Source organism: Kitasatospora sp. NPDC051702 (assembly GCF_040681575.1).
Taxonomy (GTDB): Bacteria; Actinomycetota; Actinomycetes; order Streptomycetales; family Streptomycetaceae; genus Kitasatospora.
On sequence record NZ_JBFAZB010000004.1, the window covers coordinates 50,081 to 71,856 of the forward strand.

At 73.8% G+C, this 21,776-nt stretch carries 28 protein-coding genes and 1 pseudogene; 19 read left to right on the plus strand and 10 right to left on the minus strand.

Features of this window, described 5'->3' with window-relative positions; all coding sequences use genetic code 11:
- Positions 1 to 106: 106 nt before the first annotated feature.
- From AB0N04_RS05090 to AB0N04_RS05100, 3 genes are all read left to right on the plus strand, one after another.
- Complete coding sequence (locus tag AB0N04_RS05090) at positions 107 to 433, plus strand: transcriptional regulator (protein WP_360206812.1); 327 nt, start codon at positions 107 to 109, stop codon at positions 431 to 433.
- A 109-nt stretch (positions 434 to 542) separates the two neighbouring features.
- Entirely contained in the window at positions 543 to 896 is a 354-nt protein-coding gene (locus tag AB0N04_RS05095) for a VOC family protein (RefSeq protein ID WP_360206814.1), read from the plus strand.
- Between the two features lie 133 nt (positions 897 to 1,029).
- Complete coding sequence (locus tag AB0N04_RS05100; RefSeq protein WP_360206817.1) at positions 1,030 to 1,368, plus strand: hypothetical protein; 339 nt, start codon at positions 1,030 to 1,032, stop codon at positions 1,366 to 1,368.
- Between the two features lie 334 nt (positions 1,369 to 1,702).
- Here the strand turns inward: AB0N04_RS05100 and AB0N04_RS05105 are convergent, their stop codons facing one another.
- Positions 1,703 to 1,912, minus strand: coding sequence for a DUF4287 domain-containing protein (locus AB0N04_RS05105; protein ID WP_360206819.1), 210 nt, complete (start codon positions 1,910 to 1,912; stop codon positions 1,703 to 1,705).
- A 188-nt stretch (positions 1,913 to 2,100) separates the two neighbouring features.
- Between AB0N04_RS05105 and AB0N04_RS05110 the strand changes: the two genes are divergently transcribed.
- From AB0N04_RS05110 to AB0N04_RS05135, 6 genes and pseudogenes are all read left to right on the plus strand, one after another.
- Positions 2,101 to 2,511: a PPOX class F420-dependent oxidoreductase gene (locus AB0N04_RS05110; RefSeq protein ID WP_360206822.1), complete on the plus strand. Its 411-nt coding sequence runs from the start codon at positions 2,101 to 2,103 to the stop codon at positions 2,509 to 2,511.
- Positions 2,512 to 2,601: 90 nt separating this feature from the next.
- The gene (locus AB0N04_RS05115) at positions 2,602 to 2,889 is read left to right on the plus strand and encodes a hypothetical protein (RefSeq protein WP_360206825.1); all 288 of its coding nucleotides are present in this window, start codon (positions 2,602 to 2,604) and stop codon (positions 2,887 to 2,889) included.
- Positions 2,886 to 3,215: a hypothetical protein gene (locus tag AB0N04_RS05120; protein WP_360206828.1), complete on the plus strand. Its 330-nt coding sequence runs from the start codon at positions 2,886 to 2,888 to the stop codon at positions 3,213 to 3,215. The genes AB0N04_RS05115 and AB0N04_RS05120 overlap by 4 nt, the downstream gene beginning before the upstream one ends.
- Positions 3,216 to 3,360: 145 nt before the next feature.
- Positions 3,361 to 4,044 (plus strand): C39 family peptidase, encoded by a 684-nt coding sequence (locus AB0N04_RS05125; protein ID WP_360206831.1) that lies wholly within the window; start codon positions 3,361 to 3,363, stop codon positions 4,042 to 4,044.
- Positions 4,045 to 4,101: 57 nt separating this feature from the next.
- A pseudogene (locus tag AB0N04_RS05130) lies at positions 4,102 to 4,239 on the plus strand (hypothetical protein); the annotation flags it as partial.
- Positions 4,240 to 4,303: 64 nt separating this feature from the next.
- Positions 4,304 to 4,633, plus strand: a complete 330-nt coding sequence (locus AB0N04_RS05135; RefSeq protein WP_360207185.1) for a hypothetical protein — start codon at positions 4,304 to 4,306, stop codon at positions 4,631 to 4,633.
- Positions 4,634 to 4,998: 365 nt separating this feature from the next.
- On the opposite strand, the gene AB0N04_RS05140 is transcribed toward AB0N04_RS05135, so the two are convergent.
- From AB0N04_RS05140 to AB0N04_RS05150, 3 genes are all read right to left on the minus strand, one after another.
- On the minus strand, positions 4,999 to 5,715 hold the full coding sequence (locus AB0N04_RS05140) for a hypothetical protein (RefSeq protein WP_360206834.1): 717 nt from the start codon (positions 5,713 to 5,715) through the stop codon (positions 4,999 to 5,001).
- 187 nt (positions 5,716 to 5,902) lie between these two features.
- A complete protein-coding gene (locus AB0N04_RS05145) occupies positions 5,903 to 6,106 on the minus strand; it encodes a DUF397 domain-containing protein (RefSeq protein ID WP_360206837.1) in 204 nt (67 codons plus the stop codon).
- Positions 6,091 to 6,930: a helix-turn-helix transcriptional regulator gene (locus AB0N04_RS05150; RefSeq protein WP_360206840.1), complete on the minus strand. Its 840-nt coding sequence runs from the start codon at positions 6,928 to 6,930 to the stop codon at positions 6,091 to 6,093. The genes AB0N04_RS05145 and AB0N04_RS05150 overlap by 16 nt, the downstream gene beginning before the upstream one ends.
- Positions 6,931 to 7,049: 119 nt before the next feature.
- On the opposite strand from AB0N04_RS05150, the gene AB0N04_RS05155 reads away from it, so the two are divergent.
- The 5 genes from AB0N04_RS05155 to AB0N04_RS05175 all read left to right on the plus strand — a co-directional run bounded on the left by AB0N04_RS05155 (position 7,050) and on the right by AB0N04_RS05175 (position 10,766).
- Positions 7,050 to 7,247, plus strand: coding sequence for a hypothetical protein (locus tag AB0N04_RS05155; RefSeq protein ID WP_360206842.1), 198 nt, complete (start codon positions 7,050 to 7,052; stop codon positions 7,245 to 7,247).
- 20 nt (positions 7,248 to 7,267) lie between these two features.
- On the plus strand, positions 7,268 to 7,495 hold the full coding sequence (locus tag AB0N04_RS05160) for a hypothetical protein (RefSeq protein WP_360206845.1): 228 nt from the start codon (positions 7,268 to 7,270) through the stop codon (positions 7,493 to 7,495).
- Positions 7,496 to 7,729: 234 nt separating this feature from the next.
- Positions 7,730 to 8,263: a SigE family RNA polymerase sigma factor gene (locus tag AB0N04_RS05165; RefSeq protein ID WP_360206848.1), complete on the plus strand. Its 534-nt coding sequence runs from the start codon at positions 7,730 to 7,732 to the stop codon at positions 8,261 to 8,263.
- Between the two features lie 118 nt (positions 8,264 to 8,381).
- Positions 8,382 to 9,632, plus strand: coding sequence for a hypothetical protein (locus tag AB0N04_RS05170; protein WP_360206851.1), 1,251 nt, complete (start codon positions 8,382 to 8,384; stop codon positions 9,630 to 9,632).
- 171 nt (positions 9,633 to 9,803) lie between these two features.
- Positions 9,804 to 10,766, plus strand: coding sequence for a phosphatidylinositol-specific phospholipase C (locus AB0N04_RS05175; protein ID WP_360206854.1), 963 nt, complete (start codon positions 9,804 to 9,806; stop codon positions 10,764 to 10,766).
- Positions 10,767 to 10,850: 84 nt separating this feature from the next.
- Here the strand turns inward: AB0N04_RS05175 and AB0N04_RS05180 are convergent, their stop codons facing one another.
- A complete protein-coding gene (locus AB0N04_RS05180; protein ID WP_360206857.1) occupies positions 10,851 to 11,399 on the minus strand; it encodes an AAA family ATPase in 549 nt (182 codons plus the stop codon).
- A gap of 83 nt (positions 11,400 to 11,482) precedes the next feature.
- A complete protein-coding gene (locus tag AB0N04_RS05185) occupies positions 11,483 to 12,208 on the minus strand; it encodes a TetR/AcrR family transcriptional regulator (RefSeq protein ID WP_360206860.1) in 726 nt (241 codons plus the stop codon).
- 95 nt (positions 12,209 to 12,303) lie between these two features.
- On the opposite strand from AB0N04_RS05185, the gene AB0N04_RS05190 reads away from it, so the two are divergent.
- Complete coding sequence (locus AB0N04_RS05190; protein WP_360206864.1) at positions 12,304 to 13,641, plus strand: NAD(P)/FAD-dependent oxidoreductase; 1,338 nt, start codon at positions 12,304 to 12,306, stop codon at positions 13,639 to 13,641.
- A 130-nt stretch (positions 13,642 to 13,771) separates the two neighbouring features.
- On the opposite strand, the gene AB0N04_RS05195 is transcribed toward AB0N04_RS05190, so the two are convergent.
- Together AB0N04_RS05195 and AB0N04_RS05200 are read right to left on the minus strand one after the other, a co-directional pair.
- On the minus strand, positions 13,772 to 14,383 hold the full coding sequence (locus AB0N04_RS05195) for an AAA family ATPase (protein ID WP_360206867.1): 612 nt from the start codon (positions 14,381 to 14,383) through the stop codon (positions 13,772 to 13,774).
- Between the two features lie 296 nt (positions 14,384 to 14,679).
- Positions 14,680 to 15,231, minus strand: coding sequence for a DUF6328 family protein (locus tag AB0N04_RS05200; protein ID WP_360206870.1), 552 nt, complete (start codon positions 15,229 to 15,231; stop codon positions 14,680 to 14,682).
- A 202-nt stretch (positions 15,232 to 15,433) separates the two neighbouring features.
- Here AB0N04_RS05200 and AB0N04_RS05205 point away from each other — a divergent pair, with 202 nt between their 5' ends.
- The 3 genes from AB0N04_RS05205 (at position 15,434) to AB0N04_RS05215 (ending at position 17,497) form a co-directional block, all read left to right on the plus strand.
- Positions 15,434 to 16,090 (plus strand): helix-turn-helix domain-containing protein, encoded by a 657-nt coding sequence (locus AB0N04_RS05205; protein WP_360206873.1) that lies wholly within the window; start codon positions 15,434 to 15,436, stop codon positions 16,088 to 16,090.
- A complete protein-coding gene (locus tag AB0N04_RS05210; protein WP_360206876.1) occupies positions 16,087 to 16,827 on the plus strand; it encodes an SRPBCC domain-containing protein in 741 nt (246 codons plus the stop codon). Before AB0N04_RS05205 ends, AB0N04_RS05210 begins: the two co-directional genes overlap by 4 nt.
- Positions 16,828 to 16,924: 97 nt before the next feature.
- Entirely contained in the window at positions 16,925 to 17,497 is a 573-nt protein-coding gene (locus AB0N04_RS05215) for a dihydrofolate reductase family protein (RefSeq protein WP_360206879.1), read from the plus strand.
- A 128-nt stretch (positions 17,498 to 17,625) separates the two neighbouring features.
- Here the strand turns inward: AB0N04_RS05215 and AB0N04_RS05220 are convergent, their stop codons facing one another.
- Together AB0N04_RS05220 and AB0N04_RS05225 are read right to left on the minus strand one after the other, a co-directional pair.
- Entirely contained in the window at positions 17,626 to 18,423 is a 798-nt protein-coding gene (locus tag AB0N04_RS05220) for an HAD family hydrolase (protein WP_360206882.1), read from the minus strand.
- 88 nt (positions 18,424 to 18,511) lie between these two features.
- On the minus strand, positions 18,512 to 18,997 hold the full coding sequence (locus AB0N04_RS05225; protein WP_360206885.1) for an NADAR family protein: 486 nt from the start codon (positions 18,995 to 18,997) through the stop codon (positions 18,512 to 18,514).
- Positions 18,998 to 19,580: 583 nt separating this feature from the next.
- Here AB0N04_RS05225 and fusA point away from each other — a divergent pair.
- Positions 19,581 to 21,737, plus strand: coding sequence for an elongation factor G (gene fusA / locus AB0N04_RS05230; protein WP_360206889.1), 2,157 nt, complete (start codon positions 19,581 to 19,583; stop codon positions 21,735 to 21,737).
- Positions 21,738 to 21,776 lie beyond the last annotated feature (39 nt).

The following is a 21,776-nucleotide window of genomic DNA, read 5'->3' on the forward strand; positions in this document are numbered from 1 at the left end:
ATGCAACAGTTTGATGCTCGTCAAACAATCAGGGACGGGTGGATGATTGTCAAACCATCGCCACCCGCCGGCCACCGCCCGCCACCGCCCCGTGAGGACCACCGCCATGCCCGACGACGAGCGGCTGCCCCAGCCCGACACCGCCGACATCGACCTCGTCACGGTCCTGCACGCCCTCGGCGACCCCGTCCGCATGACCCTGCTGCTCAGCTACGCCGACGGCGCCGAACACTCCTGCGCCCCCCGCGACCTCGGCCTCGAACACCTCCACAAGTCGACCGTCTCCCACCACATGCGCGTCCTGCGCGAAGCCGGCGTCACCACCACCCGCGTCGCCGGGCGCAACCGCTTCGTCAGCCTGCGCCGCACCGACCTCGACACCCGCTTCCCAGGCCTCCTCGACGCCCTCCTCGCCGCCACCCCGCGCGCCTGAGCGCGCCACCCGCCTGAGCGCGCCGCCGGCCTGAGCGCGCCGCCCGCCCGAGCGCGCCGTCCGACGCCGCCTCGGCCCCGGCCGGCCGCCGCCCTGGCAGGATGGCGCCATGGAACACGTGCTGGGCATCGGCGGCTACTTCCTGCGCGCCGCAGACCCCTCCGCCCTCAACGCCTGGTACCGCGACTGCCTGGGTCTGGACACCGACGAACACGGCCTGTGGCACCAGGAGGCGGGCCCCACCGTGCTGGCCACCTTCGACGCGGGCACCGACTACTTCGGCTCCCGCGCCCAGCAGACCATGCTCAACTTCCGCGTCCGCGACCTCGACGCCATGCTCGCCCAACTGCGCGCCAAGGGCGCCGACGTCGCCGACGACATCCAGGACATGGACGGCATCGGCCGCTTCGCCTGGGTCACCGACCCCGAGGGCAACCGCATCGAACTCTGGCAACCCGCCTGACCACCCCCGCAGCCGCATCGAGGCGCGCACGCCGGGCCGCGCCGGAGCGGCGATCGCCCTGCGACGCCGATCGCCATCGCGAGCGGGCTCCCGCCCCCGGGGGCCGCTTCCGTAACTGTGGCAGCCTGCGGGCATGTCGGAGCTTCGAGAGCACGCAGGCCGTCACTACGCCGTCCGGTTCCACTACGCCCTGCCGGACGACGCCTGGTGCGTGGAACTGAGCGAGGCCGTGCCCGCGCCGGCCTCGTGGGCCGGGATCCCCGGCGCCGAGACCCACCTGCCCGGGGCCGCCTTCCTGGTGGCCGTCATACCCGACGAGGATCCCGACCTGGAGCCGACGGTCCACGTGCACGGCCATGACGAGCACGTCATCCCGTACGAGGTCATGCGCTGGTTCATGGACCTGGTCGCCGAGCAGGTGGCCCGCTGCCGCACCGCACTGACGCAAGGCACTCCCGACCCGGTGCAATGATCCCGGCGTGACCGGCGTGACCGGCGTGACCGGCGTGACCGGCGTGACCGGTCTGACTGGTGCGACCGGCGACGGCGGGGTCCGGGCCCGCGCCGAGCACGTCCCTCCCCGGCCTCCTCCCGGCCGGGGAGTGCGCCCCGGCAGCCGGCCGGCCGTGCACTGATCCCCTGGAAGGCCGATGACGGACGGCTCCAGGGCGGCGGGGGAGCGGGAAGTCGGCGGGGCCGACTTCCCGTGCCGCAGGTGTCGGCGGGCGGCTGGGCATCGAGCGAGTGGTGGTCCTGCCGGACCGGCAGCGGCCCCGGCCCCGGGGGAGTCGCCGGGTGAGGGGGCGTCAGGCCTGCTTCTCGGCCAGGGTGTGGGCGACCAGGGCGTTGGCGTGGCCGTGGCCGAGGCCGTGCTCGGACTTGAGCCAGGCGACGAGCTCCATGTGCTTGGTGAGCGGGGAGGTGCGGACGAGGTCCTGCCAGTAGGCGATCGGCCGGCCGTACTTCTTCTCGATCGAGGGGAAGTAGCTGGCGGGGCCCTTCACGGTGTTGGTCATGATCAGATGGTCCCATCGGTGTCGAGCGAGAAGATCTCCGCGGTGGCGGCGTTCCACAGATAGGACCGGGACACCGACCGGAACTCATCGCCCCCGCGGTGTGGCCTGAGTCACACCCGACCGGAGTCCGTACGGCCGGCCCCGGCGGCCTTGACCTCAAGGGCGCTTGAGCTCCTACGGTCGGGTACGTGATCTTCACCGAGACAGAACGCGCCTACCTCACCGCCCAGCCACTGGCCCGCCTGGCCACCACCGGCCCCGACGGCGGCCCCCAGGTCCGCCCGGTGGGCTTCCGCCTCAACGCCGACGGAACCATCGACATCGGCGGGCCCGCGATGGCCCGCAGCCGCAAGTACCGCAACGCCCAGGCCCGCCCCGAAGTCTCCGTCCTGGTGGACGACCTCGCCCCCGCCGACGACCCGGTCGCGCCCGGCTGGGGCCGCGGCGTCGAGATCCGGGGCCACGCCGAGACCCTCACCGTCGACGTGCCCCCCGTGGCACCCGACCACTTCAGCCACGACATCCTGCGCATCCACCCTCGACGGGTCATCACCTGGAACCTTCAGGCCCGCGGCAGCACCACCCGCACCGTCGACTGACCCGCGCGAGGACCGCGCGAGGACCGCCCCTTCAAGGCCTCGTCCCCGCACCGGCGCCGTCCGTCCGCACCGCTGCGTAGGGTGCGGGGCATGACCGGGGCCTTCGACATCCACACCCGCCTGCCCGCAGCGCTGACCGACCGCGCCCAGACCGGGCGGTTCATCGCCGACTTCGCGGCCTCCTGGCACCAGCCCCTGCGGCCAGGGGACGGCTGGAGCGCCGAGCAGCTCGCGGCCTGCGAGCACCGCCTGGGCCTGGCCCTGCCGGCCGCCCTGCGCGAGACGTACCTGCTCCTGGGCCGGCGCAGCGACCTCACCGCCAACCACGACACACTGCTGCGCCCCGACGAGCTGCACGTCCTCGCCCCGGCACCGTGATCCGCGCGGACCTCGCCGACACGACGCGCGAGCGGTGGGAGCCCTGGGAGCCGAGCCTGACCGTGGCCTGCATCGCCATGGTGATGACCGAGACGGTGCTGTTCGACGGCGGCTTCACCGACTTCCTGGAGGCCGATGCCGAGGAGACCGGCCTGACGCAGCGGTTGCGGGAACTCCCGGCCGTGGGACGCGGCGCGCGCTGGTTCGCCGACGACGACGTCCTGATCCGCGCACTCGACGGCCACGGCCTCAACGCCCGAGCCCGAACGCAGGCGGCTCTGGAACGGCTGCGCACCGCGGTGCCCGGAGACCGGCTCGACGGGTGATCACGCTGCCCAGGGCCCCTCGGGAGTGGGAAGTCGACGGGGCCGACTTCCCGTGTCGCGTCGGCCGCGCCCCGGCCCGGCCGCCCGTCACCCGTTCGAGTCGTAGCGGCTGCGCCGCGCATCCGGGCTTTGTAGCGTCGGGCCCGTGAAGATCATTGCGAGCGCACGCGTGGCCGGCACCGCCGCCCTCGTCGGCGCGGTCCTGACGGCCGGCACCGGGACCGCGGTGGCCACCGGCGCCGTCGCGGCCACCTCGGTGCCCTTCTACGCCCAACAGCTCAACAACGACTGCGAGGCGACGGCCCTGCGCATGGTCCTGGCCGCACGCGGCGTGAAGACCGACGACCAGGACGTCCTGGACAAGATCGGCGTCGACTTCGAGCACCCCGAGTTCGGGCACTCCGGCCCGCGCTCCGGCGACCCGAACGTGGCCTTCGTCGGCGACCCGGACGGCTCCGAGGTCGACGGGACCGGCTTCGGCGTGTACGCCCCGCCGGTGGCGAACGCCGCCCGCGCCTACGGGCTCACCGTGGACCAGTCCGGTTCGGGCATCGCGGTCCAGACGCTCAAGGACGCCCTGGCGGCCGGGCACCCCGCCATCGTCTGGGTCGACTACCTGTGGCGCCACCTCAGGTCGACCACCTACACCGCCTACGACGACGTCAAGGTCCTGTACGCCGGACCGGCCGAACACGCCGTCGTCGTCACCGGGTTCGGCAACGGGACGGTGTCGATCAACGACCCCGCCCGCGGCCGCACGACCGTCTCCGAGCGGGACTTCGAGAACGGCTACGCCACCTACGGCCGGATGGCCGTCGTCGTCGACTGACGAACGGCCCGGACTCCGGCCCGGAAACCCGGTTGACCTGTGGTGAATGACGAGGGCGTGATCTCCGAGGAACGCGCCGTCGAGCTCGTCGAGTCGCTGTTGGCCGACGAGCGGCCGACATGGGCGGGGCCGCTCTCCGAGCCGGTCGTCTGCGAGATGGAGGAGCACGCGGTCGGCTGGCTCGTCCTCTGGAACTCGGCCCAGTACGCGCGCACCCGCGATCCGCGCGACAGCCTGGCCGGCAGCGGGCCGCTACCTGGTGGACCGGTACGACGGCAGCATCCACCACGTCCCGGCCACCGCGACGGGTGGGGACTGGGAGGAGCTCTACCTCCGGCAGCTCCGAGGGGCAACGCCGTCCGACCCGCTGGTCATCGCTCTCCAGGAGCTCCTGCGTTCCTCCGGACCGACAGCGGCCATGCGCCACCTCCGCCGCCAGGCACCGCTACTCGGACTGCAGGACGTCCGGGCGTTCGTGTCGGCGGTGTCGCGCGGGGTGCCGCCTTCGGACGCGCTGGTGCGCCTCACGTGGCAGCGTGAGGCCGGTTCGCTCCCGGACATCGAGACCCTCACCGGCCCGGCCGGTTGACGACCGCGGCGGGATGACAGCGCTTGCCGTGCGTCGATCGCGTGTGTCCCCGGTCGAGGCCGTGGCCGCACGGGCGGCATGACGACCGCCCGAAAGGTCCGTGCCGCGTAACCGGCCCGGACGGATCCGGGCCGGCCTCCCGCGCCGGCGCCGTGAGCAGAACACCAGGACCGCCATCGACGGGCTGTCCCCGCGAGTTCCGAAAGGTCGTCGCCTACCTCGACGGCCGGCTCCATCGCCGCTCACTACCGCCACCGGCAACACCATGAAGCACAAGGCGGGGAGCGGGAAGTCGGCGGGGCCGACTTCCCCTGCGGGCAGGGGGACGCAAACAGCGGGGCCGAACGCCGCTGCTGTGCGAGCTCCTACCGTTCTGCCGACGGAAGGACGGGGGAGCAGGAGCGGCCCGCGTCCAGGGCCCGGCCGCAGAGCGAGCACCAGTCGAAGGGGGCGGTGGTGAGTGCGGGGACTGCGGCCCGCAGGGCGGATTCGGCTCGGTCGAGACCCGCGCCGTCCCGTGCGAAGCAGCGCACGATCCAGGTGTCACGGAGTGTCCGCGGCCTCCACCAGCTGTAGAGCTCCAGGTGGAAGGCCCACCTGCCGTCGAACCACCACGTGTCGGCGGGGCCGGTCGCCTCCGGTACGCGAGGTGGCAGGTGTTCCTCGGCGACGCGCGGGGCCACTCCGAGGCCGGTGGTGGTCCGCAGGACGAGGTGCGGCCACCGGTACACGCTCGCCAACAGGGCGTCGGCCTCCAGCCGCTGCTCGACGCTGCTGTTGAGCACCCTGTGCGCCAACCCCGGCACCGGTATCGCGGTGCGGCCGTCCGCGAGGACGTCCACCCGGACGGTCCCGGGGCCGTCGAGGATTCCGGGGAAGGCCCAGCCGTGGGACGTCCAGTGGGCGGACGGAACCCCGTCCAGACCGTACTCGTCGGGGTTGCCGCCCCGCGCTGAGTAGAACAGGCCGCCGTAGCGTTCCTCGAACCGGACCATCGCGTCCACGATCGAGGTCTCCGCGGGATGCTCGAAGCCGGCGTCGTCGACGGTCGTCGTCTCCTGCCTGATCCGGTCGGCAGACATCGGCGTATGCCGCCGTGCACGTGGCTCGAGGAAGCTGCGGAGCCGGGGCGACACAGTGGGGTCGTCAAGAATGTGTATGCCGCACAGGGTACGCCGCCCACGCCCAGTGAGTCCGTGGAATCGGCCGTCCAGGAGTGGGAAGTCGGCGAGGACGACTTCCCACGTCGAGCACCGGGAGTTGTTCGGGCTACGCGTCGAACTCGCCCGCGCGGACGGCGGTGACGAAGGACTGCCAGGCGGAGGAGTGGAAGAGGAGGGCGGGGCCCTCGGGGTCCTTGGAGTCCCGGACGGGCATCACGCCGGGGAAGCCGTCGGCGACTTCGATGCACTGGCCGCCGCCACTGCTGTGCGAGCTCTTCCTCCAGCAGGCGCCAGTCAGTTCGACATCCATTCGAGCTTCCTCCGTACCGAGCGGATCATGGCGAGTGAGTCGGCCTGGTTCATGGCCTCGACCACAAGCCGATCGTAGCTCCTGTCCAACTCCCTGGTCAGCGGAGAATTCCGCTCGATGTATCCACGGTGCTCAGTTTCCAGATATGTAAGCATTTTTTGATTCGGCATGGTAAGAAGCGTCACTGGACGAATGAACGGCCGGTTCTCGCCCAAGGAGAACGGGGCGATCTGGATGACGACGTTCGGCCGGGCGGCATACTCTGCGAGGTGGTTCAGCTGCTCCACCATGACCTCCTGGCCGCCGATGACGCGGCTGAGGCAGCTCTCGTCGAGTACCGCGTGCAGGAACGGTGGTGGTGTGCGGTCGAGGATCTGTTGCCGGGATACTCGGAACTGCACGCGTTCCTCGGCCTGTTCCGGAGTTGTGCTGCCTTGCCGCACATATCCGGCCTCGATTGCGGCCGCATAGGCTCGGGTCTGTAGAAGTCCGGGGATGACGCTGATCTCGAAGAGCTTGATCTGCTCCGCGCGCGTCTCGTAGTTGGCGTACTCCGGAAAGCCCTCCAACAACGCCGTGTGCTTGAGCTGCCAGTACATCAGGACCAGCGTGCCGCCGGTCTTCAGCTCCTGGTCGGCGAGTTCCGCCAGCTTCAGGCTCGGCGGCCGCTGCGCAAGTTCGACGTAGGAGAGGTGGGAGGCGGTGCAGTCCACCTTCTTCGACAGCTGGAGCTGGGTGAGCCCAGCGGCCTCTCGCGACCTGCGGAGTTGGACTCCGAAGGCAGCCCACGGGGATGACGTCGGGTCGATGGTCTTCTTGTTCATGGCAACCCCCAACTCGCGGCCGGCCCACCGGCAAGTCGCATTTCACTTCCGATGCTAGGCGACCCAGGGCCACCATGTGCACGGAACGTGAAAGAACGATCGCGGAGGGTTCCGTCCTCATGGCTCATGACCAAGCGCCCGAGCTCCACGGCTACGGGGTCCGGTGGGACCCCGAGGGGCGGTGCTACCGGGTGCGCAACGAGCGGGTGGGGGAGTGGCTGCGCCAACCCTCCGGGGAGCTCAGCGGGTTCACGTCCTTCGACGCGGCGTTCAGCGCGTGGCGGCAGTTCGAGCCGCCGCGCCCCCTGGGGGCGTGATGGGATCCGCCCTGAACCGCGTGACCGCCGACCAGCGCCGCCAGGCCGCCGACGCCCTGGACGACCTGACCACCGTGCTCGCCCTGGGCGGGGTGACGCTGCCCTCCGTCGAGGTGGACTGGGAGTACGGGCACCGCACCGGCTGCTACCTGATCGGCCTCGGATCCGCCCGGGCGCCCGAGGTGCTGCGCATCGTCGACCTGCTCCGCAAGGGGCTGCGCTACGAGCGCCTGACGTATGACGACTGACGATCTCCTCGCCCTGAGGAAGGACCCCTGATACGCGATCCCCGTTGCTGACCGTGCCGGACGAGTGGGAGGGCACTACGGTGGCGGGGCAGGGCGGTGATGCGGTCGGTGGTGACGGTGCCGCCGTCGAGAACGAGGACGAGGACGGGGACGCGCGAGGACGAAACGGCACACGGGCGGCCCGGCGAGAAGGCCACCTGCGACGTGATCGGGCCCCCACCGCGTTAGACAGACATGCACCGCACAACCACGAAGAGCCCGGAGCCGGGCGGCGAACCGCTCGACTTCCGGGAGTTCGCCGCGGCACGGGGGCGCCACCTGGTCAGGACCGCCTTCCTGCTCACCGGCGGCGACGCACACCTCGCCGAGGACCTCGCCCAGGAGGCCCTCGGCAAGCTGTACGGCAAATGGCGCCGCATAGCGCGCCTGGACAACCCCGCCGGGTACGCCCAGACCGTCCTGGTGAACGCCTTCCTCTCCCACCGCCGCCGGCGCAGCAGCGCCGAGCACGTGACCGACACCTTCGCCGAAGCCGCCGTCAGCGACCCCGACCCCGCCCTGCGGGTCACCCTGCTGCGCGCGCTGGGCGAACTGCCCGCCCACGACCGGGCGGTCCTGGTCCTGCGCTTCTGGGAGGACCGCAGCGTCGAGGAGACCGCCGCGGCGCTGCGCATCAGCGTCAGCGCCGTGCGCTCGCGCAGCGCCCGGGCCCTGACCAGGCTGCGCGCCGTCCTGGGCGCCGAGCTGGACGACCTCGCCCGCTCCTGAGCACCCACCTGCTCCCGAGCGCCCGCTCCCGAGCACCCGCCCGCTCCTGACGAGCGGACCCCCGGGCTCGGACCGACCGCCCGGGCACCCACCACCGACGAGGAAGCGGAGTACCGGCATGTCCCTTGACGCGCACGACGAACAGCTCGCCCGGATCCTCCGGGACGCGGCCGACCTGGCTCCGGACCCGCCCGGCGCGCTGCTGGCCGACGGCGCCGAGCGGCGCTGGCGCCGGGCCCGGCGCCGGAAGGCGGCGCTGGCCGGCAGCGCGGGCGTGGTGGCGCTGGCCGCCGTGGCCGCGGTGGCGCTGCGGCCCTGGGCGGCGCCGACCGACATCGCCCCCGCCGCGCCCGCCGGCGGCTGGCCCGAGCGGATCACCGCCGCGTTCATGGCGGACACCCTCACCGCGGTGCTGCCGCCCGGCCAGGTCACCGCCGCGGGCGGCAGCGGAAGCAACGACGGGCCGGTGCCGGGGCTGGCGCCGACGGCGCACCTGATCTACGACGACGGTCACGGCGCCGGGATGGTGACCCTGTCCGTGAACCGGGCCACCCTGCCGATCCGCGCCTCGACGTGGGGCACCGAGTGCCCCGACCCGGTCGAGGCGCCGACCGAGGCGTGCGAGCGGACGGTGCGCCCGGACGGCTCGATCGTGGTGGTCGCCAAGCTGAAGCCCGTCGAACCGATGAAGGTGCGCAAGTGGCAGGCGACCTACACCGGTGCGGACGGCCGGCAGGTGCAGATCTGGGAGGTCAACTCGACCAGCTTCGGTCCGCCGCTGAGCCGTGAGGAGCCGCCGCTGAGCGCCGACCAGCTCGTCGCGGCCGCCACCAGCAGCGCCTGGGACCCGCTCTTCGCCCAGCCCGGCAGCCCCGGCACGAGCCCGGCCGGCGCCGCCCAGGGCCGGACGCCGGAGCCCCAGGGCCCCGAACCGGAGCGCATCCTCGCCACCGTGGCGGGCGCGCTGCCGGCCGGCACGCGCACCGACAGCGGCGCGGCGCAGCACGTCCCGGGCCGGGCGCACGTCTCGGTCACGCTGGAGGGGCGCACCAGCATGCTGTCCGTCTCCGTGACGCCGGGCCCGGACACGGACGGCGGCGGGCGCGCGGGCTTCGAGGCGGATGCCGAGCCGGGGGCGCTGTCGCACACCGCCGACGGGTCGAGCGTGCTGGTGCGCGAGAGCGGTGCGACGAAGTCGGGCGGCGGGCCGACGGTGCTGTGGAGCGTGGAGGTGCGGCAGGCCGACGGGACGCGGGTGCGGGTGTCGCAGTGGAACGGCGCCGACGAGACCCAGATGACGCCCGGAAAACCGGCCCTGACGACCGATCAGCTCAAGGCCGTCGCCACCGCCCCCGGCTGGCGGCACTGAGGGCGCCGCGCCGGGCCCACCCGGGCCCGGCCGCGCGCCGGTGGACCGACCGTGCGCCGGCGACGGTGAACCGGGCCCCGGGCGGGGGGTGAACCCGCCCGCGCGGTGGGCACGTTCGCAGGAGAGGGGCGCGCAACGCGCCGCCGAACGGAAGGCCGAAGGAGCCACACCATGGGCATAGCACGTCGTGACCTTCTCAGGTGGAGCGCGGGAGTCGGCGGTGCGGCGGCCGTCGCCGGCCTCGGCGGCCTGGCCCTGCCCTCCACCGCCTGGGCCGGCGCCCGGACCACCCCGCGCGGGATGCCGACCGACAGCTGGATGCGCTACATCAAGGACGGCGTGCCCCTGCGCAGCCTCACGATCCCGGGCACCCACGACTCCTGCTGCGAGAACCCCAACTACGGCACCGAGTGGTCGCACACCCAGAACTGGGGCATCACCCAGCAGTTGCAGGAGGGCATCCGCTTCCTCGACATCCGCTGCAACGGCCTGCAGGGCGCGCCCAACGAGCTCGGGATCTACCACTCCAACGCCTACCAGTACATCCGGCTCCAGGACGTGCTCAACCAGTGCCGCTCCTTCCTGCAGGCGCACCCGTCCGAGACCGTCGTGATGCGGCTGAAGAACGAGAACGCCGGCGGCCAGGCGCTCGACGAGGTCGAGTTCCGCCGGCGGGTCAACTACTACTTCAACGAACTGGGCTTCCGCAGCCTGTTCCACTTCTACGGCTGGCCCACGATCGACGCCGCCCGCGGGAAGGTCGTGCTGCTCGCCGACTTCGCCAACGACTGGGGCCTGATCAACTGGTCCAGCAGTCAGAACAGTTACTTCGACACCCAGGACGTCTGGCAGATCGACGAGACCTTCCCGCTGGTCAAGAAGGGGAAGTACATCGTCGCCCAGTTCGACAAGGCCTTCCTGAACCCGGGCTCCTCGCAGATGTTCGTCAACTTCATCAGCTTCGCCAACGGCAACTGGCCCAAGAGCAACGCACAGACCCTGATGGACCAGACCGTCTACCCGTACCTGAAGGCCCGCACCGAGCAGCGGGCCCGGTTCGGCATCGTCCCGATGGACTTCCCGGACTTCCACGTCAACGTGCTGCACATGCTGATCGACAAGAACTTCGTCTAGCACGCGCCGGCCCCCGGCGGGCCCGGCGGTGGTCCCCTCCGGGGGAGGGGGGCCGCCGTCTCTCCACGGGGAATTGGCGTTTCGTCACATTCCGGGAGTGGCGGCGGGTGCGGCGAACGCGGCGACGTCCGCCAGCGACGGGTGGTAGCCGTCGGTGGTGTCCACGCACAGCCGGGGCACCGGCAGTGACAGGGGCGCGAAGTCGTCCAGCAGGTTGCCCGGCCCCGGCGGGGCCTCCAGCAGGGCGCGGTCCGCGTGCGCGGACCGGCCCGCCTGCCCGGCCCGTGCCGCCAGGCGGGCCCGGACCCGTGCGCGGGCCAGCGCCGGATCCACCCGGCAGTGCACGATCCGCAGCTCGGTCAGGCCGGTCAGCGGTGCCAGTCCGGGGCGCCACAGCCGGTCCTGGAACGCCGCCTCCGCCACCGCGCTCACCCCCGCGCGCACCAGAACCCCCAGCGCGTCGAAGAACGCCGCCCGCACCACCTCGTCCGGGTTCGAGGCCGCGGTCCCGGCGTGCACCAGGCCCTCCTTCACCTCGTCGCGGCACAGCGCCGGGCAGCCGACGGCCCGCGCCAGCGCGTGCGCCAGCGTCGTCTTCCCGCTGCCCGGCCCACCGCTGACCACGATCAGCACCGCGTCCTCCACCTGCCGCCCGGACCCCGCCGAACCCTCGCCGAACCCTCGCCGAACCCCACCGTAGGCCCGCCGCGGGCAGGTCAGCCGGATGCGGGCCGCAGGCCGTCCAGGAGCAGACCGAGGGCGAACGCGAAGCGGTCGTGCCCGGTGCCGGAGACCAGCTCGGCGGCATGGCGCCGGGTGTGCGGGAACTGTTCGGCGGGCAGTGCGCCGAAGCGCTCCAGCAGCTCCTCGGGGCCGAGCACCCATTCCTGGTCCTCGTGCCGGCGCCGCTGCCGGACCATCGACTGCTCCAGGGCGTAGGCGCCGACGTAGAGGGACAGCGCGTCGCGGGCCCAGCCGGCCGTCCTCGGGTCGAGGCCGCCCGCCAGCAGGATCGCCAGGATCCCCTCGCCGACCCGCAGCGTCGCCAGGTTGGTCGGCACCACGGCCAGCGCGGCGCGCGAGACCCCGGGGTACGTCAGGTAGAGGTCGCGGATCTGGGTGTACACCCCGACCAGCTGCCCGCGCCAGGCGCCCGGGTCCGGCGCGGGGACCACGACCTCGGCGTAGAGCCGGCCGACCAGCAGGTCGTCGAGGTCGTCCTTGTTGACGATGTGCGCGTACAGCGAGGACGGGCCGGTGCCGAGCACGGCGGCGACCCGACGGACGGTCAGCGCGTCGTACCCCTCGGTGGCGACGACCTCCAGCGCGGCGTCGGTGATCCGTTCGACGGTGATCGGCCTCTTGCGCGCCGGCGCCGCGGGGGCTTGCTCCGCGGGCTGGGCGTGGCGGGCCGCGCGGCGTCGGCGGGGATCGTCGGACATGCCGACCACTGTAGCTTGACGCGATCTAAGTTCGTCAATTAGAACTTAGATCGTCCGAACGAACTAAGTTCGTCACGATGTCCGGGAGGCATGTGATGCGAGTTTCCGTCGTCGGAGCCGGCCTGGGGGGCCTGACCCTCGCGCAGGGTCTGCGCGGGGCCGGGATCGAGGCCGAGGTGTTCGAACGCGACCCCGGCATCGCCGCACGCTTCCAGGGCTACCGCCTCGTCCTGGACCCGACCGGCTTCCAGGCGCTGCGCGCCTGCCTGCCGACGCGCTGGCACGCGCTGCTGGACGAGATCGTCATGCCCGCCGCCGCCGAACAACTGGTCCTGGACCCCCAGCTGAACGAGATCGGCAGGCTCGGCGCGGGCCGCACCGGCATCGTGGTCGACCGGCAGGTGCTGCGCCACCTGCTGCTGACCGGCCTCACCGTGCACACCGACGCCGCGCTCACCGGCTACGACCTGGCGGCCGACGGCCGGGTCCGCGCCCGCTTCGCCCACCGCGCCCCGGCCACCGCCGACCTGCTCGTCGGCGCGGACGGCATCACCTCCGCCGTCCGCGGGGTGCTGTCCCCGCAGACCGCCCCCACCGACACCGGCGTGCGCTTCGTCATCGGCCGCACCCCGCTGACCGACGAGTTCACCGCCCTGTCCAAGGCCTACGGCTCGAAGATCACGGGCAACGGCGTCAGCCTGCTGCTCGGCGCGATGCGCTTCCGCACCCCGCCCAAGCAGGCCGCCGAGCAGCTGGCCCCCGACGTCACCCTGCCCGACATCGGCGACTACGTGCGCTGGGCCATGATCCTGCCGCCGAACACCGCACCGACCACCGCGCCTGACACCCCGTCGGAAGACCCGACCGCGCAGCACGCCGTGCTGTCCAGGACGGAGGGCTGGCACCCGCAACTGCGCGCGCTCATCCGCCAGGCAGACCCGGACAACACCACACTGCTGTCCATCCGGGTGGTCGAACCCGGCGAACGCTGGGCACCCGGCCCCGTCACCCTGCTCGGCGACGCCGTCCACGCCACCTCCCCGACCGGCGGCAACGGCGCGAACACCGCCCTGCGCGACGCCGACCTGCTGCGCCGCCGCCTGACCGAGGCCGCCGAAGGCCGCCGGGACCTGCTCGACGCGGTCGCCGACTACGAGCGGCAGATGTTCGCGTACGGCGCCGAGGCCGTGCGCACCAGCCTGGAGAGGCTGCCCGCCTTCGCCCCCGACGCGAAGCTCGCCCGAGGCCGGTCCCGCTCGCGCGGACGTCAGGCCCGCGGCCCCAGGTGGGCGGAGCCGCAGCGCACTCCCCACGTGCCTTCGGGGGAGAGGACCTCGCCGGTCGCCCGGGTCACCGTCAGGACGCTCCTCATGCCGTCGAACAGGATCCGGTCGCCCGGCGCGAGGAACAGCGGGCTGCTCAGCGCGCAGTAGTAGCCGTCCGCCCTCCCGATGTCGTCGACCATCACGAACCGCGGGACCGGGGTCTCTCCATCCACAGCCAGGTGCATGCCCCGGATCGTGCCACAGGGGACGACGGACGCCGCGACCGGGGCACGGGACGTCAGGATCCGCCCACGGCGCGGTGCAGGCGCTCGGGGAGGGTGGGGTAGGGGCGGCAGTCCAGCACGGGCAGGTGGTGGGCGCGGGCCCGGGCGGCGAGCCAGTGCGAGTAGCGGGCGCTGACGGCCGCCCGGCGCTCCTGCGGGCCCGGGCCGGGTTCGCGCCGGGCGTAGTTGGCGCCGATCGCCGCCGGGTCGCCCTCGTGGAGGAACACCGCCCGCACCCGGCGGCCCGCTTCGGCGGCCTCGGCGCAGGCCCGGGCCGCGGCGGCCGGGGTGAGGTAGTCGCCCTCGACGACGGCCGGCACGTCCACGCTCAGACGGTTGCGCACCACGCCGAGCACGGCCTCCTCCAGGGCACGGGCGGTGGCGATCTGCCGGCGCAGCACCTCCTCGGCGCCCAGCGCCGCCTCCGGGTCCGGCCAGGCGTCGAAGAGGTGCAGGCCCGGGTGCTGCTCGGCGCTGGTGGCGGCGTGCAGGGCGGCGACGACGTCGTCGAACTCGACCACGAACGCGCCGAGTTCCCCGGCGATCCGGGCGGCCGCGCGGCTCTTGCCGACGCCGGAGGCCCCGCCGATCAGCAACACGTCCCAGGCCCTCGCGGTAGTTCGCACACGGGCACGCTACCGGCCCGCCCGCACCGGGCGGTAAGCGTTTTCGGGTGCCCCCGGGCTCCAGGAGGGTGGAGGGGAGGCCGGTCGGGGCTCCCCGAGCCCGGCCCCCGGCGCCCGACAGCCGGACCAGGCCCGGTCCCGTCCGTCACCCGCGCCCACCCGGGCCCCCGGGCCGCCACCGCGGCGCGGGTGACGGCCCACGGGCGGCACAGGAGCCGCGCGGGTCGGGTGCCTCGGACGCGATCGGGTTCGAAGTCGACAGCGGATTTCCCGTCCGGCCCGGCCGCGGCGGGCGGTCAGTCGTCGTCGGGCAGGGGGCGGCCCACCGCCCAGGGCAGGACGAACCAGAGCCCGGCGAAGATCAGCGCGACCACGCAGGCCATGGCCACGGCCACCGCCGTCCCCAGCACCACGTCCAGGACCAGCAGCACCGCGCCGGTGAGCGCGCAGGCGAGCAGCAGCAGGCCCAGCTGGGCGATGTGGGCGGAGATCCGCACGATCCGCGCCTTGCCCGGGTGGTGGAACAGCCCGCGGTGCAGCGCCACCGGGGTGGCCAGCACGGCCGAGGCGATGACCGCCAGCAGCAGGGTGGTGACGTAGATGTCCTGCTGGGCGTCGGTCAGCTCGACGAAGCGCGGGGTGAAGGCGACCCCGAGCATGAACGCGAACACGATCTGCACACCGGTCTGCAGCACCCGCAGCTCCTGCATCAGCTCCACCAGCCGCCGGTCGGCCCGCACGGCCGGGCTCTCCTGCCCGGGCTGCGCCCCGGGGGAGGGCCGCGGCTCGGGCCGCGGGTCGGGCCGCGGGTCGGGGTCGGGCTGGGACGGCGGCGGGGTGCTGGTCATGCGTCACATTGTGGCGCCGGGGCCCGGCACCGGGGTGGGCGCGACGCCCTGCCCGCGGGTGGCCCCGCCAGCCCGGACGGCCCGGCCCGCCGGTGTCCTCGGGCCCGGCGGTGCCCCCGGGGCCGGACAGCCGGCGTCCCCGCGACTCACCGACAAGCAGGTTTGTCTTGACAAATTTTTTTGTCGGCTGGACCCTGGAGGGGTGCTGGACGTCGCCGTGATCGAAGAACCCGCCGCCGCCGAGGCCTCCCTGGACCCGATACGGTCCCGGATCCTCGCGGCCCTGGCCGAGCCCGGCTCGGCCGCCATGCTGGCCGGGCGCCTGGGACTGCCCCGGCAGAAGGTCAACTACCACCTGAAGGAACTGGAACGCCACGCCCTGGTCGAGCTGGTCGAGGAGCGGCGCAAGGGCAACGTCACCGAACGGGTGTACCGCGCCACCGCCGCCTCCTACGTGATCTCGCCCAGCGTCCTGGCTGCCGTCAGCCCCGACCCGGCCCGCTCGCCCGACCAGCTCTCCGCGCACTGGCTGCTGGCCCTGGGCTCGCGGCTGGTGCAGGAGGTCGGCGCCCTGCTGGGCGGCGCCTCCCGGGCCCGGCGGCGGGTCGCCACCTTCGGCATCGACGCCGAGGTGCGCTTCGCCTCCGCCGCCGACCGGGCCGCCTTCGCCGACGGACTCGCCCAGGCCGTGGCCGCCCTCGTCAGCCGCTACCACGACGAGTCCGCCCCGCAGGGCCGCACCCACCGGGTCGTCGTCGGGCTCCACCAGATCCCCGCGGCCCAGCCCGACAGCCCGTCGAACACCCGGCCGGGCGCCCCGCAGGACGGGGACGCCGCGCAGCAGGAGGACCAGCGATGACCCACCCGTTCGAGATCGAGCTGGAGACCACCCTGCCGGCGAGCCCGGAACAGGTCTGGGAGGCCATCGCCACCGGGCCCGGCATCGACTCCTGGTTCATGGGACGCAACGAGATCGACCCGCGCGAGGGCGGCACCGCCGTCATGGAGACCGGCGGCCACCGCGCGCAGGCGCTGATCACCGCCTACGAGCCCGGCAAGCGCCTGGCCACCCGCACCGCCACCGGCGACGACGGCCGCTTCATGGCCTTCGAGTACCTCGTCGAGGGCCGCGAGGGCGCCGCCACCGTGCTGCGCGTCGTCCACAGCGGCATGCTCGGCGACGACTGGCAGGACGAGTACGACGCGCTGCGCCGCGGCTGGCCCTTCCACCTGCACACGCTGCACGAGTACCTGGCGCACTTCCCCGGGCGCACCGCGCTGCCCGTCTTCGCCGTGGCGCCCACCCCCGGGCGGCCGGTGGAACAGGTGCGGGCGGCGCTGGCCGCGGCCCTGTCGCTGCCGCACCCGGCGGCCGTCGGCGCCCGGGTGCACGCCGAACCCGCCGGCCTGCCGGCACTGGACGGCGAGGTGGTCTGGGCGGACGACGAACGCTTCGGGGTCCGCACCGCCGACGGCCTCTACACCTTCCACCACGGCCCCGGCGTGGTGCTGATGTTCCACCACCTGTTCGCGCCGGACACCGGCCGGGCCGCCGAGGCCGCCTGGCAGCGCTGGCTGAACGACCTGCTCGGCTGACCGCGCGCCGAAACCCGCGCGCCGAAACCCGGGTGCCGAACCCGGGGCGCCGAAACCCACCCCCCACCACCCCGTACCGAGACGTCAAGGAACTCCGATGCGCACTCTGATCAGCACCGCCTTCATCTCCCTCGACGGCGTCGTTGAGGCCCCTGGTGGCGAGTCCGGCTACCGCAACGCCGGTTGGACCTTCAAGGACGTCGAGTTCGTCCCCGAGGCCTTCGAGATCAAGGGGCGGGAACAGGAGGAGGCCGCCGCGATGCTGCTGGGTCGGGTCAGCTACCAGGCCTTCAGCCCGGTGTGGCCGGACATGGCGGAGTTCGCCCGCTACCGGACGCTGCCGAAGTACGTCGTCTCCACCACCCTCACCGAGGACGACCTGGTCCCGAACTGGGGCGAGACCACGATCCTGCGCTCGGTCGAGGAGGTCGCGGCCCTGAAGGAGGGCGAGGGCGGCCCGATCATCGTCCACGGCAGCGCCGACCTCAACCACGCCCTGTCCGACGCCGGCCTGGTGGACCGCTACCACCTGCTGGTCTTCCCGCTGCTGCTCGGCGCCGGCAAGCGCCTGTTCAGCACCACGGACAAGGACGCCCAGAAGCTGCGCCTGGTCGAGCACGCCGCCTACTCCAACGGCCTGCAGAAGCAGGTCTTCGACGTGGTCCGCTGAGCGCACCGCCGCCCCGCCGCCCCGCCGGGCCGCCGGCAGCACCGTCACCGGGGGGAGTCGAAGCCCGCTCACCCGCCCGGGAAGCCTCCGGGGGAGGCCTGCGCCTGGGCCGGCTGCACCTGGGCCGGCTACGCCGGGGAGGCTTGCGCCGGGGTGGCCTGTGCCGGGGTGGCCGCGGCGAGGCGGGTGATCTCGGCGGCGACGGCCCGCGGGTCGGCGGCGACGGTGACGCGGGCGACGCCGTCCAGGCCCGGGTGGGAGCCGACGCGCACCGAGTGGCGGGCGTTGCGCAGCAGGTCGAGGTCGTTGACGTCGTTGCCGAAGGCGTCGTACTCGTCGATGCCCAGCGAGGCCAGCGCCTCCCACTTGGTGGTGGTGCCGGGCGCGAAGTCGACGATGGCCTCGTCGAGGTGGCGGTTGACGGTCATGCCGAGCGCGCGTCCGGCCTCGGCGAGGGCCGCGAGGTCGGTGGCGTCGACGACGAGGAACTTCACCACCTCGGGCAGTTCGGCGAGTTCGACCCGGCGCGCCAGGCCGCCCTGGTCGACGCGGGCGCGGATCGGGTGGTCGGCCGGCCCGGTGTAGGCGTAGTCCCAGGGGCCGTCGGCGAGGTAGCCCGCCCGGTGGCGCTCGGCCTCGGCGAGCAGCGCGGCCAGCTCGGCGCGGCCGAACGCGGCCCGCGCCCGGACCCGGCCGTCGACCGAGACGAGGCTGCCGTTGCCGCCGATCAGCAGCGCCGAGGGGAAGGCCCCGCCGAGGACGGGCAGCAGGTCGCGCACCGGGCGGGCGGAGGCGAACACCAGCCGGCGCCCGGCGCGTTCGCAGGCCTCGAGCGCGGCGAGGATACGGGCGTCGATGGACCGGCCGTCGAAGCAGAGCGTGCCGTCGATGTCGAAGACCGTGGTGCGGGCGCTGGAGTCGATCACCGGGCGATGGTACCGAGCCGTCCCCGTACACGATCGACCGGCCGCCCCCGGTGGGGTGCCGGGCGGGGGAGCGGGGGTGCGGGGGCGCTCACGGGCGGCGGCGGGACCGGTCGGACGGGCCGTCGGCGGCCGGGAACTCCGCGCGCAGCCGGGTGCGGGTGCGCATCAGGATCCGGCCCAGCACGTTCCTCCCCGTCCCGGTGCGACCGCGCCCCCAGTAGTGGTCGGTGCCGGTGTCCTCGACGATCTCCTCGTCGCCGGTGGACAGCAGGACGGCCCGGATGTCGTCGTGGGTGCGGAACTTGGCCTCCACGGCGCGGCGCATCACGTCGTCCTTGACCCGCTCCCAGTCCCGGCGCAGCGGCCTGGACGGGTCCCGGCCCAGCTCGGCGGCGCGCAGCGCGGTGCGGGCCCGGCGCACGAGCTCGGCGTGGCGGGTGCCCGCGAACTTCTGGGCCTGGAAGTAGTGTTCCGAGGTCGGCCACAGCTGCCCGTCGAGTTCCAGGCCGTGCGCGGAGAAGTTGGAGAAGCAGCCGTAGGGCACGTCGTCCGCGCCGTAGAAGAAGATCGTCACCCGGGCCTCGAGGGTCGGCGGCCGGCACAGGGCGGCCGGCAGTGGTCGGTGGTGGGGCGTGCGCAGGGTTCCAGGCACCGGGCCGCACGCGCAAGCGGTTTCGCCCCGCCCGGCGCCGCACCGCCGGCCGTACCCCCGCGCCCGGGCCGGCGCCGAAAACCCGGTGACCGCGCGGCCCCGACGTCCCTACACTCGCCACTCGGACGAGCCGCAGCCCGCCCCGGACAGAGCCCGGGGCCGCGGCGCGCCCCCGTGACCCGCAGACGAGCAACCGAGAGGGAGGACCGGCCGTGCCGAAGCCGTACGCCGCCGCCCCCTCTCCCGCGTCGCGGTACGAGGTGATCCTGGTGTCCCCGCTGTTCCGGTGCCCGCTGCGCGGCCGGCACCGGGGCACGCCCACGACCGTCTGACACCCGCGAGCTCACACCCGCGAGCCGGAGGACCCGACCCGCCCGCCACCCGGCGGCCGCCGCGGGATCCCGGCGCCCCGCCCAAGGGGCCACCCCGGCACCACGTCTGACGAACCGTCGGCCCCATCGCGCGCCCACCCACCCCGCGGATCACCTCCGAAAGGCACCGGGCCATGCGCACCGACCTCACCACCACGACCGGCACCACCACCACGACGGCCACGGCCGGCACCACCACGGCCACCACGGCCGGCACCGCCGCAGCCGTCGCCGCCATCGCCGCCGTCCGCAACCTCGGCATCCTCGCCCACGTCGACGCCGGCAAGACCACCGTCACCGAACGGATCCTCTACCTCGCCGGCCTCACCCACAAGCGCGGCGAGGTCCACGAGGGCACCACCGTCACCGACTGCGACCCGCAGGAACGCGACCGCGGCATCACCATCTTCTCCGCCGCCGTCACCTGCGCCTGGGCCGGCCACCGGATCAACCTCATCGACACCCCCGGCCACGTCGACTTCGCCGACGAGGTCGAGCGCTCCCTGCGCGTCCTGGACGGCGCGATCGCCGTCTTCGACGCCGTCGCCGGCGTCGAACCGCAGAGCGAGTCGGTCTGGCGCCAGGCCGAACGCCACGGCGTGCCCAGGATCGCCTTCGTCAACAAGCTCGACCGCGCCGGCGCCGACCTCGACACCGCCCTCGCCTCCATCCGCGAACGCCTGCACCCGACCCCACTGGCCGTCCAACTGCCCATCGGCACCGAGGACTCCTTCACCGGCGTCGTCGACCTCGTCCACCTGCGCGCCCACACCTGGAACGACGAGGGCGCCCTCACCACCGGCCCCGTCCCCGCCGACCTCGCCGACCGCGCCGCCCGGCGCCGCCGCACCCTGGAGGAGACGGTCGCCGAACTGCACCCCACCGCCCTCGAGGAGTACTGCACCCACGCCACCCTGACCCCCGACACCCTCACCACCGCCCTGCGCGACCTCACCCGCACCGGCGAGGCCGTCGTGGTGCTGTGCGGCTCCGCCTACCGCAACCGCGGCATCGAACCCCTCCTGGACGCCGTCACCGCCTACCTGCCCTCCCCCCTGGACGCCCCACCCGTCCACGCCGCCGACACCAGCGGCCAACAGCGCACCGCCGACCCCCGACAGCCCCTCACCGCCCTGGCGTTCAAGGTGAACGCCGCCCCCACCGGGCGCCTCACCTACCTGCGCCTGTACGCGGGCACCCTCCGCAAGGGAGACACCGTGCTCGACACCGCCACCGGACGCACCGAACGCATCGCCCGCATCCTGCGCATCACCGCCGACCTCGCCACCGAGACCGACCACGCCCTGGCCGGCGACATCGTCGCCGTGATCGGCCCCAAGGCCGCCCGCGTCGGCGCCACCCTGTGCGCACCCGCACACCCGATCCTCCTGGAAGCCCCCGTCAGCGCCGAACCCGTCGTCACCGTCGCCGTCGAGGCCCGCCGCACCACCGACACCGACAAACTCGCCACCGCCCTGGCCCGCCTCGCCGAGGAGGACCCCTCGCTGCGCCTGCGCACCGACCCCGAGACCGGCCAGCGCACCCTGTCCGGCCTGGGCGAACTGCACCTGGAGGTCGCCGTGGAGAAGGTCCGCCGCGACAGCGGCGTCGACGCCGTCGTCGGCCGCCCGCAGGTCGCCCTGCGCGAACGCCTCGTCGAGGGGGTGACCGGCTTCGTCTACCGGCACGCCAAACAGGACGGCGGCGCCGGCCAGTTCGCGCACCTCGTCCTCGACGTCCACCCCCTGCCCGACGACACCACCGAAGGAGACCTGGTGTTCACCTCCACCGTCACCGGCGGCCGCGTCCCGCGCGAGTACGTGCACGCCGTCGAGGCCGGCTGCCGCGACGCCCTCACCGAGGGCCCGCTCGGCGGCCACCCCGTCACCGGCGTCGCCGTCACCCTCACCGACGGGGCCACCCACCCCAAGGACTCCTCCGAGCTCGCCTTCCGCACCGCCGGCCGCCTCGCCCTGCGCGAAGCCCTGCGCACCGGCCGCCTCCAGCTGCTCGAACCCCTCGCCCAGGTGGACGTCACCCTCCCCGAGGACGCGCTCGGCACCGTCCTCGGCGACCTCGCCGCCCGCCGCGGCCACGTCCAGGCCACCGCCGCCGGCACCGGCAGCCACGCCGGCACCGGCACCGGCACCGGCGCGGCCACCGTCACCGCGCTCGTCCCGCTCGCCGAACTCTTCGGCTACGCGACCCGCCTGCGCAGCCGCACCCAGGGCCGGGCCACCTTCACCACCCGCCCCGCCGGCTACACCCCGGCCCCGGCGCCCACCGCCTGAGCCGCGAACGGCCCGCCCCCGCCCACCCGCGGGGGCGGG

Coding starts and splice junctions, on each gene's coding strand:
- AB0N04_RS05215 (WP_360206879.1), top strand. CDS start 16,925: ATGCGCACTCTGATCAGCACCGCCTTCATCTCCCTCGACGGCGTCGTT.
- AB0N04_RS05105 (WP_360206819.1), bottom strand. CDS start 1,912: ATGACCAACACCGTGAAGGGCCCCGCCAGCTACTTCCCCTCGATCGAG.
- AB0N04_RS05100 (WP_360206817.1), top strand. CDS start 1,030: ATGTCGGAGCTTCGAGAGCACGCAGGCCGTCACTACGCCGTCCGGTTC.
- AB0N04_RS05155 (WP_360206842.1), top strand. CDS start 7,050: ATGGCTCATGACCAAGCGCCCGAGCTCCACGGCTACGGGGTCCGGTGG.
- AB0N04_RS05140 (WP_360206834.1), bottom strand. CDS start 5,715: ATGTCTGCCGACCGGATCAGGCAGGAGACGACGACCGTCGACGACGCC.
- AB0N04_RS05175 (WP_360206854.1), top strand. CDS start 9,804: ATGGGCATAGCACGTCGTGACCTTCTCAGGTGGAGCGCGGGAGTCGGC.
- AB0N04_RS05170 (WP_360206851.1), top strand. CDS start 8,382: ATGTCCCTTGACGCGCACGACGAACAGCTCGCCCGGATCCTCCGGGAC.
- AB0N04_RS05115 (WP_360206825.1), top strand. CDS start 2,602: ATGACCGGGGCCTTCGACATCCACACCCGCCTGCCCGCAGCGCTGACC.
- AB0N04_RS05210 (WP_360206876.1), top strand. CDS start 16,087: ATGACCCACCCGTTCGAGATCGAGCTGGAGACCACCCTGCCGGCGAGC.
- AB0N04_RS05190 (WP_360206864.1), top strand. CDS start 12,304: ATGCGAGTTTCCGTCGTCGGAGCCGGCCTGGGGGGCCTGACCCTCGCG.
- AB0N04_RS05095 (WP_360206814.1), top strand. CDS start 543: ATGGAACACGTGCTGGGCATCGGCGGCTACTTCCTGCGCGCCGCAGAC.
- AB0N04_RS05185 (WP_360206860.1), bottom strand. CDS start 12,208: ATGTCCGACGATCCCCGCCGACGCCGCGCGGCCCGCCACGCCCAGCCC.
- AB0N04_RS05165 (WP_360206848.1), top strand. CDS start 7,730: ATGCACCGCACAACCACGAAGAGCCCGGAGCCGGGCGGCGAACCGCTC.
- AB0N04_RS05200 (WP_360206870.1), bottom strand. CDS start 15,231: ATGACCAGCACCCCGCCGCCGTCCCAGCCCGACCCCGACCCGCGGCCC.
- AB0N04_RS05090 (WP_360206812.1), top strand. CDS start 107: ATGCCCGACGACGAGCGGCTGCCCCAGCCCGACACCGCCGACATCGAC.
- fusA (WP_360206889.1), top strand. CDS start 19,581: ATGCGCACCGACCTCACCACCACGACCGGCACCACCACCACGACGGCC.
- AB0N04_RS05145 (WP_360206837.1), bottom strand. CDS start 6,106: ATGGATGTCGAACTGACTGGCGCCTGCTGGAGGAAGAGCTCGCACAGC.
- AB0N04_RS05150 (WP_360206840.1), bottom strand. CDS start 6,930: ATGAACAAGAAGACCATCGACCCGACGTCATCCCCGTGGGCTGCCTTC.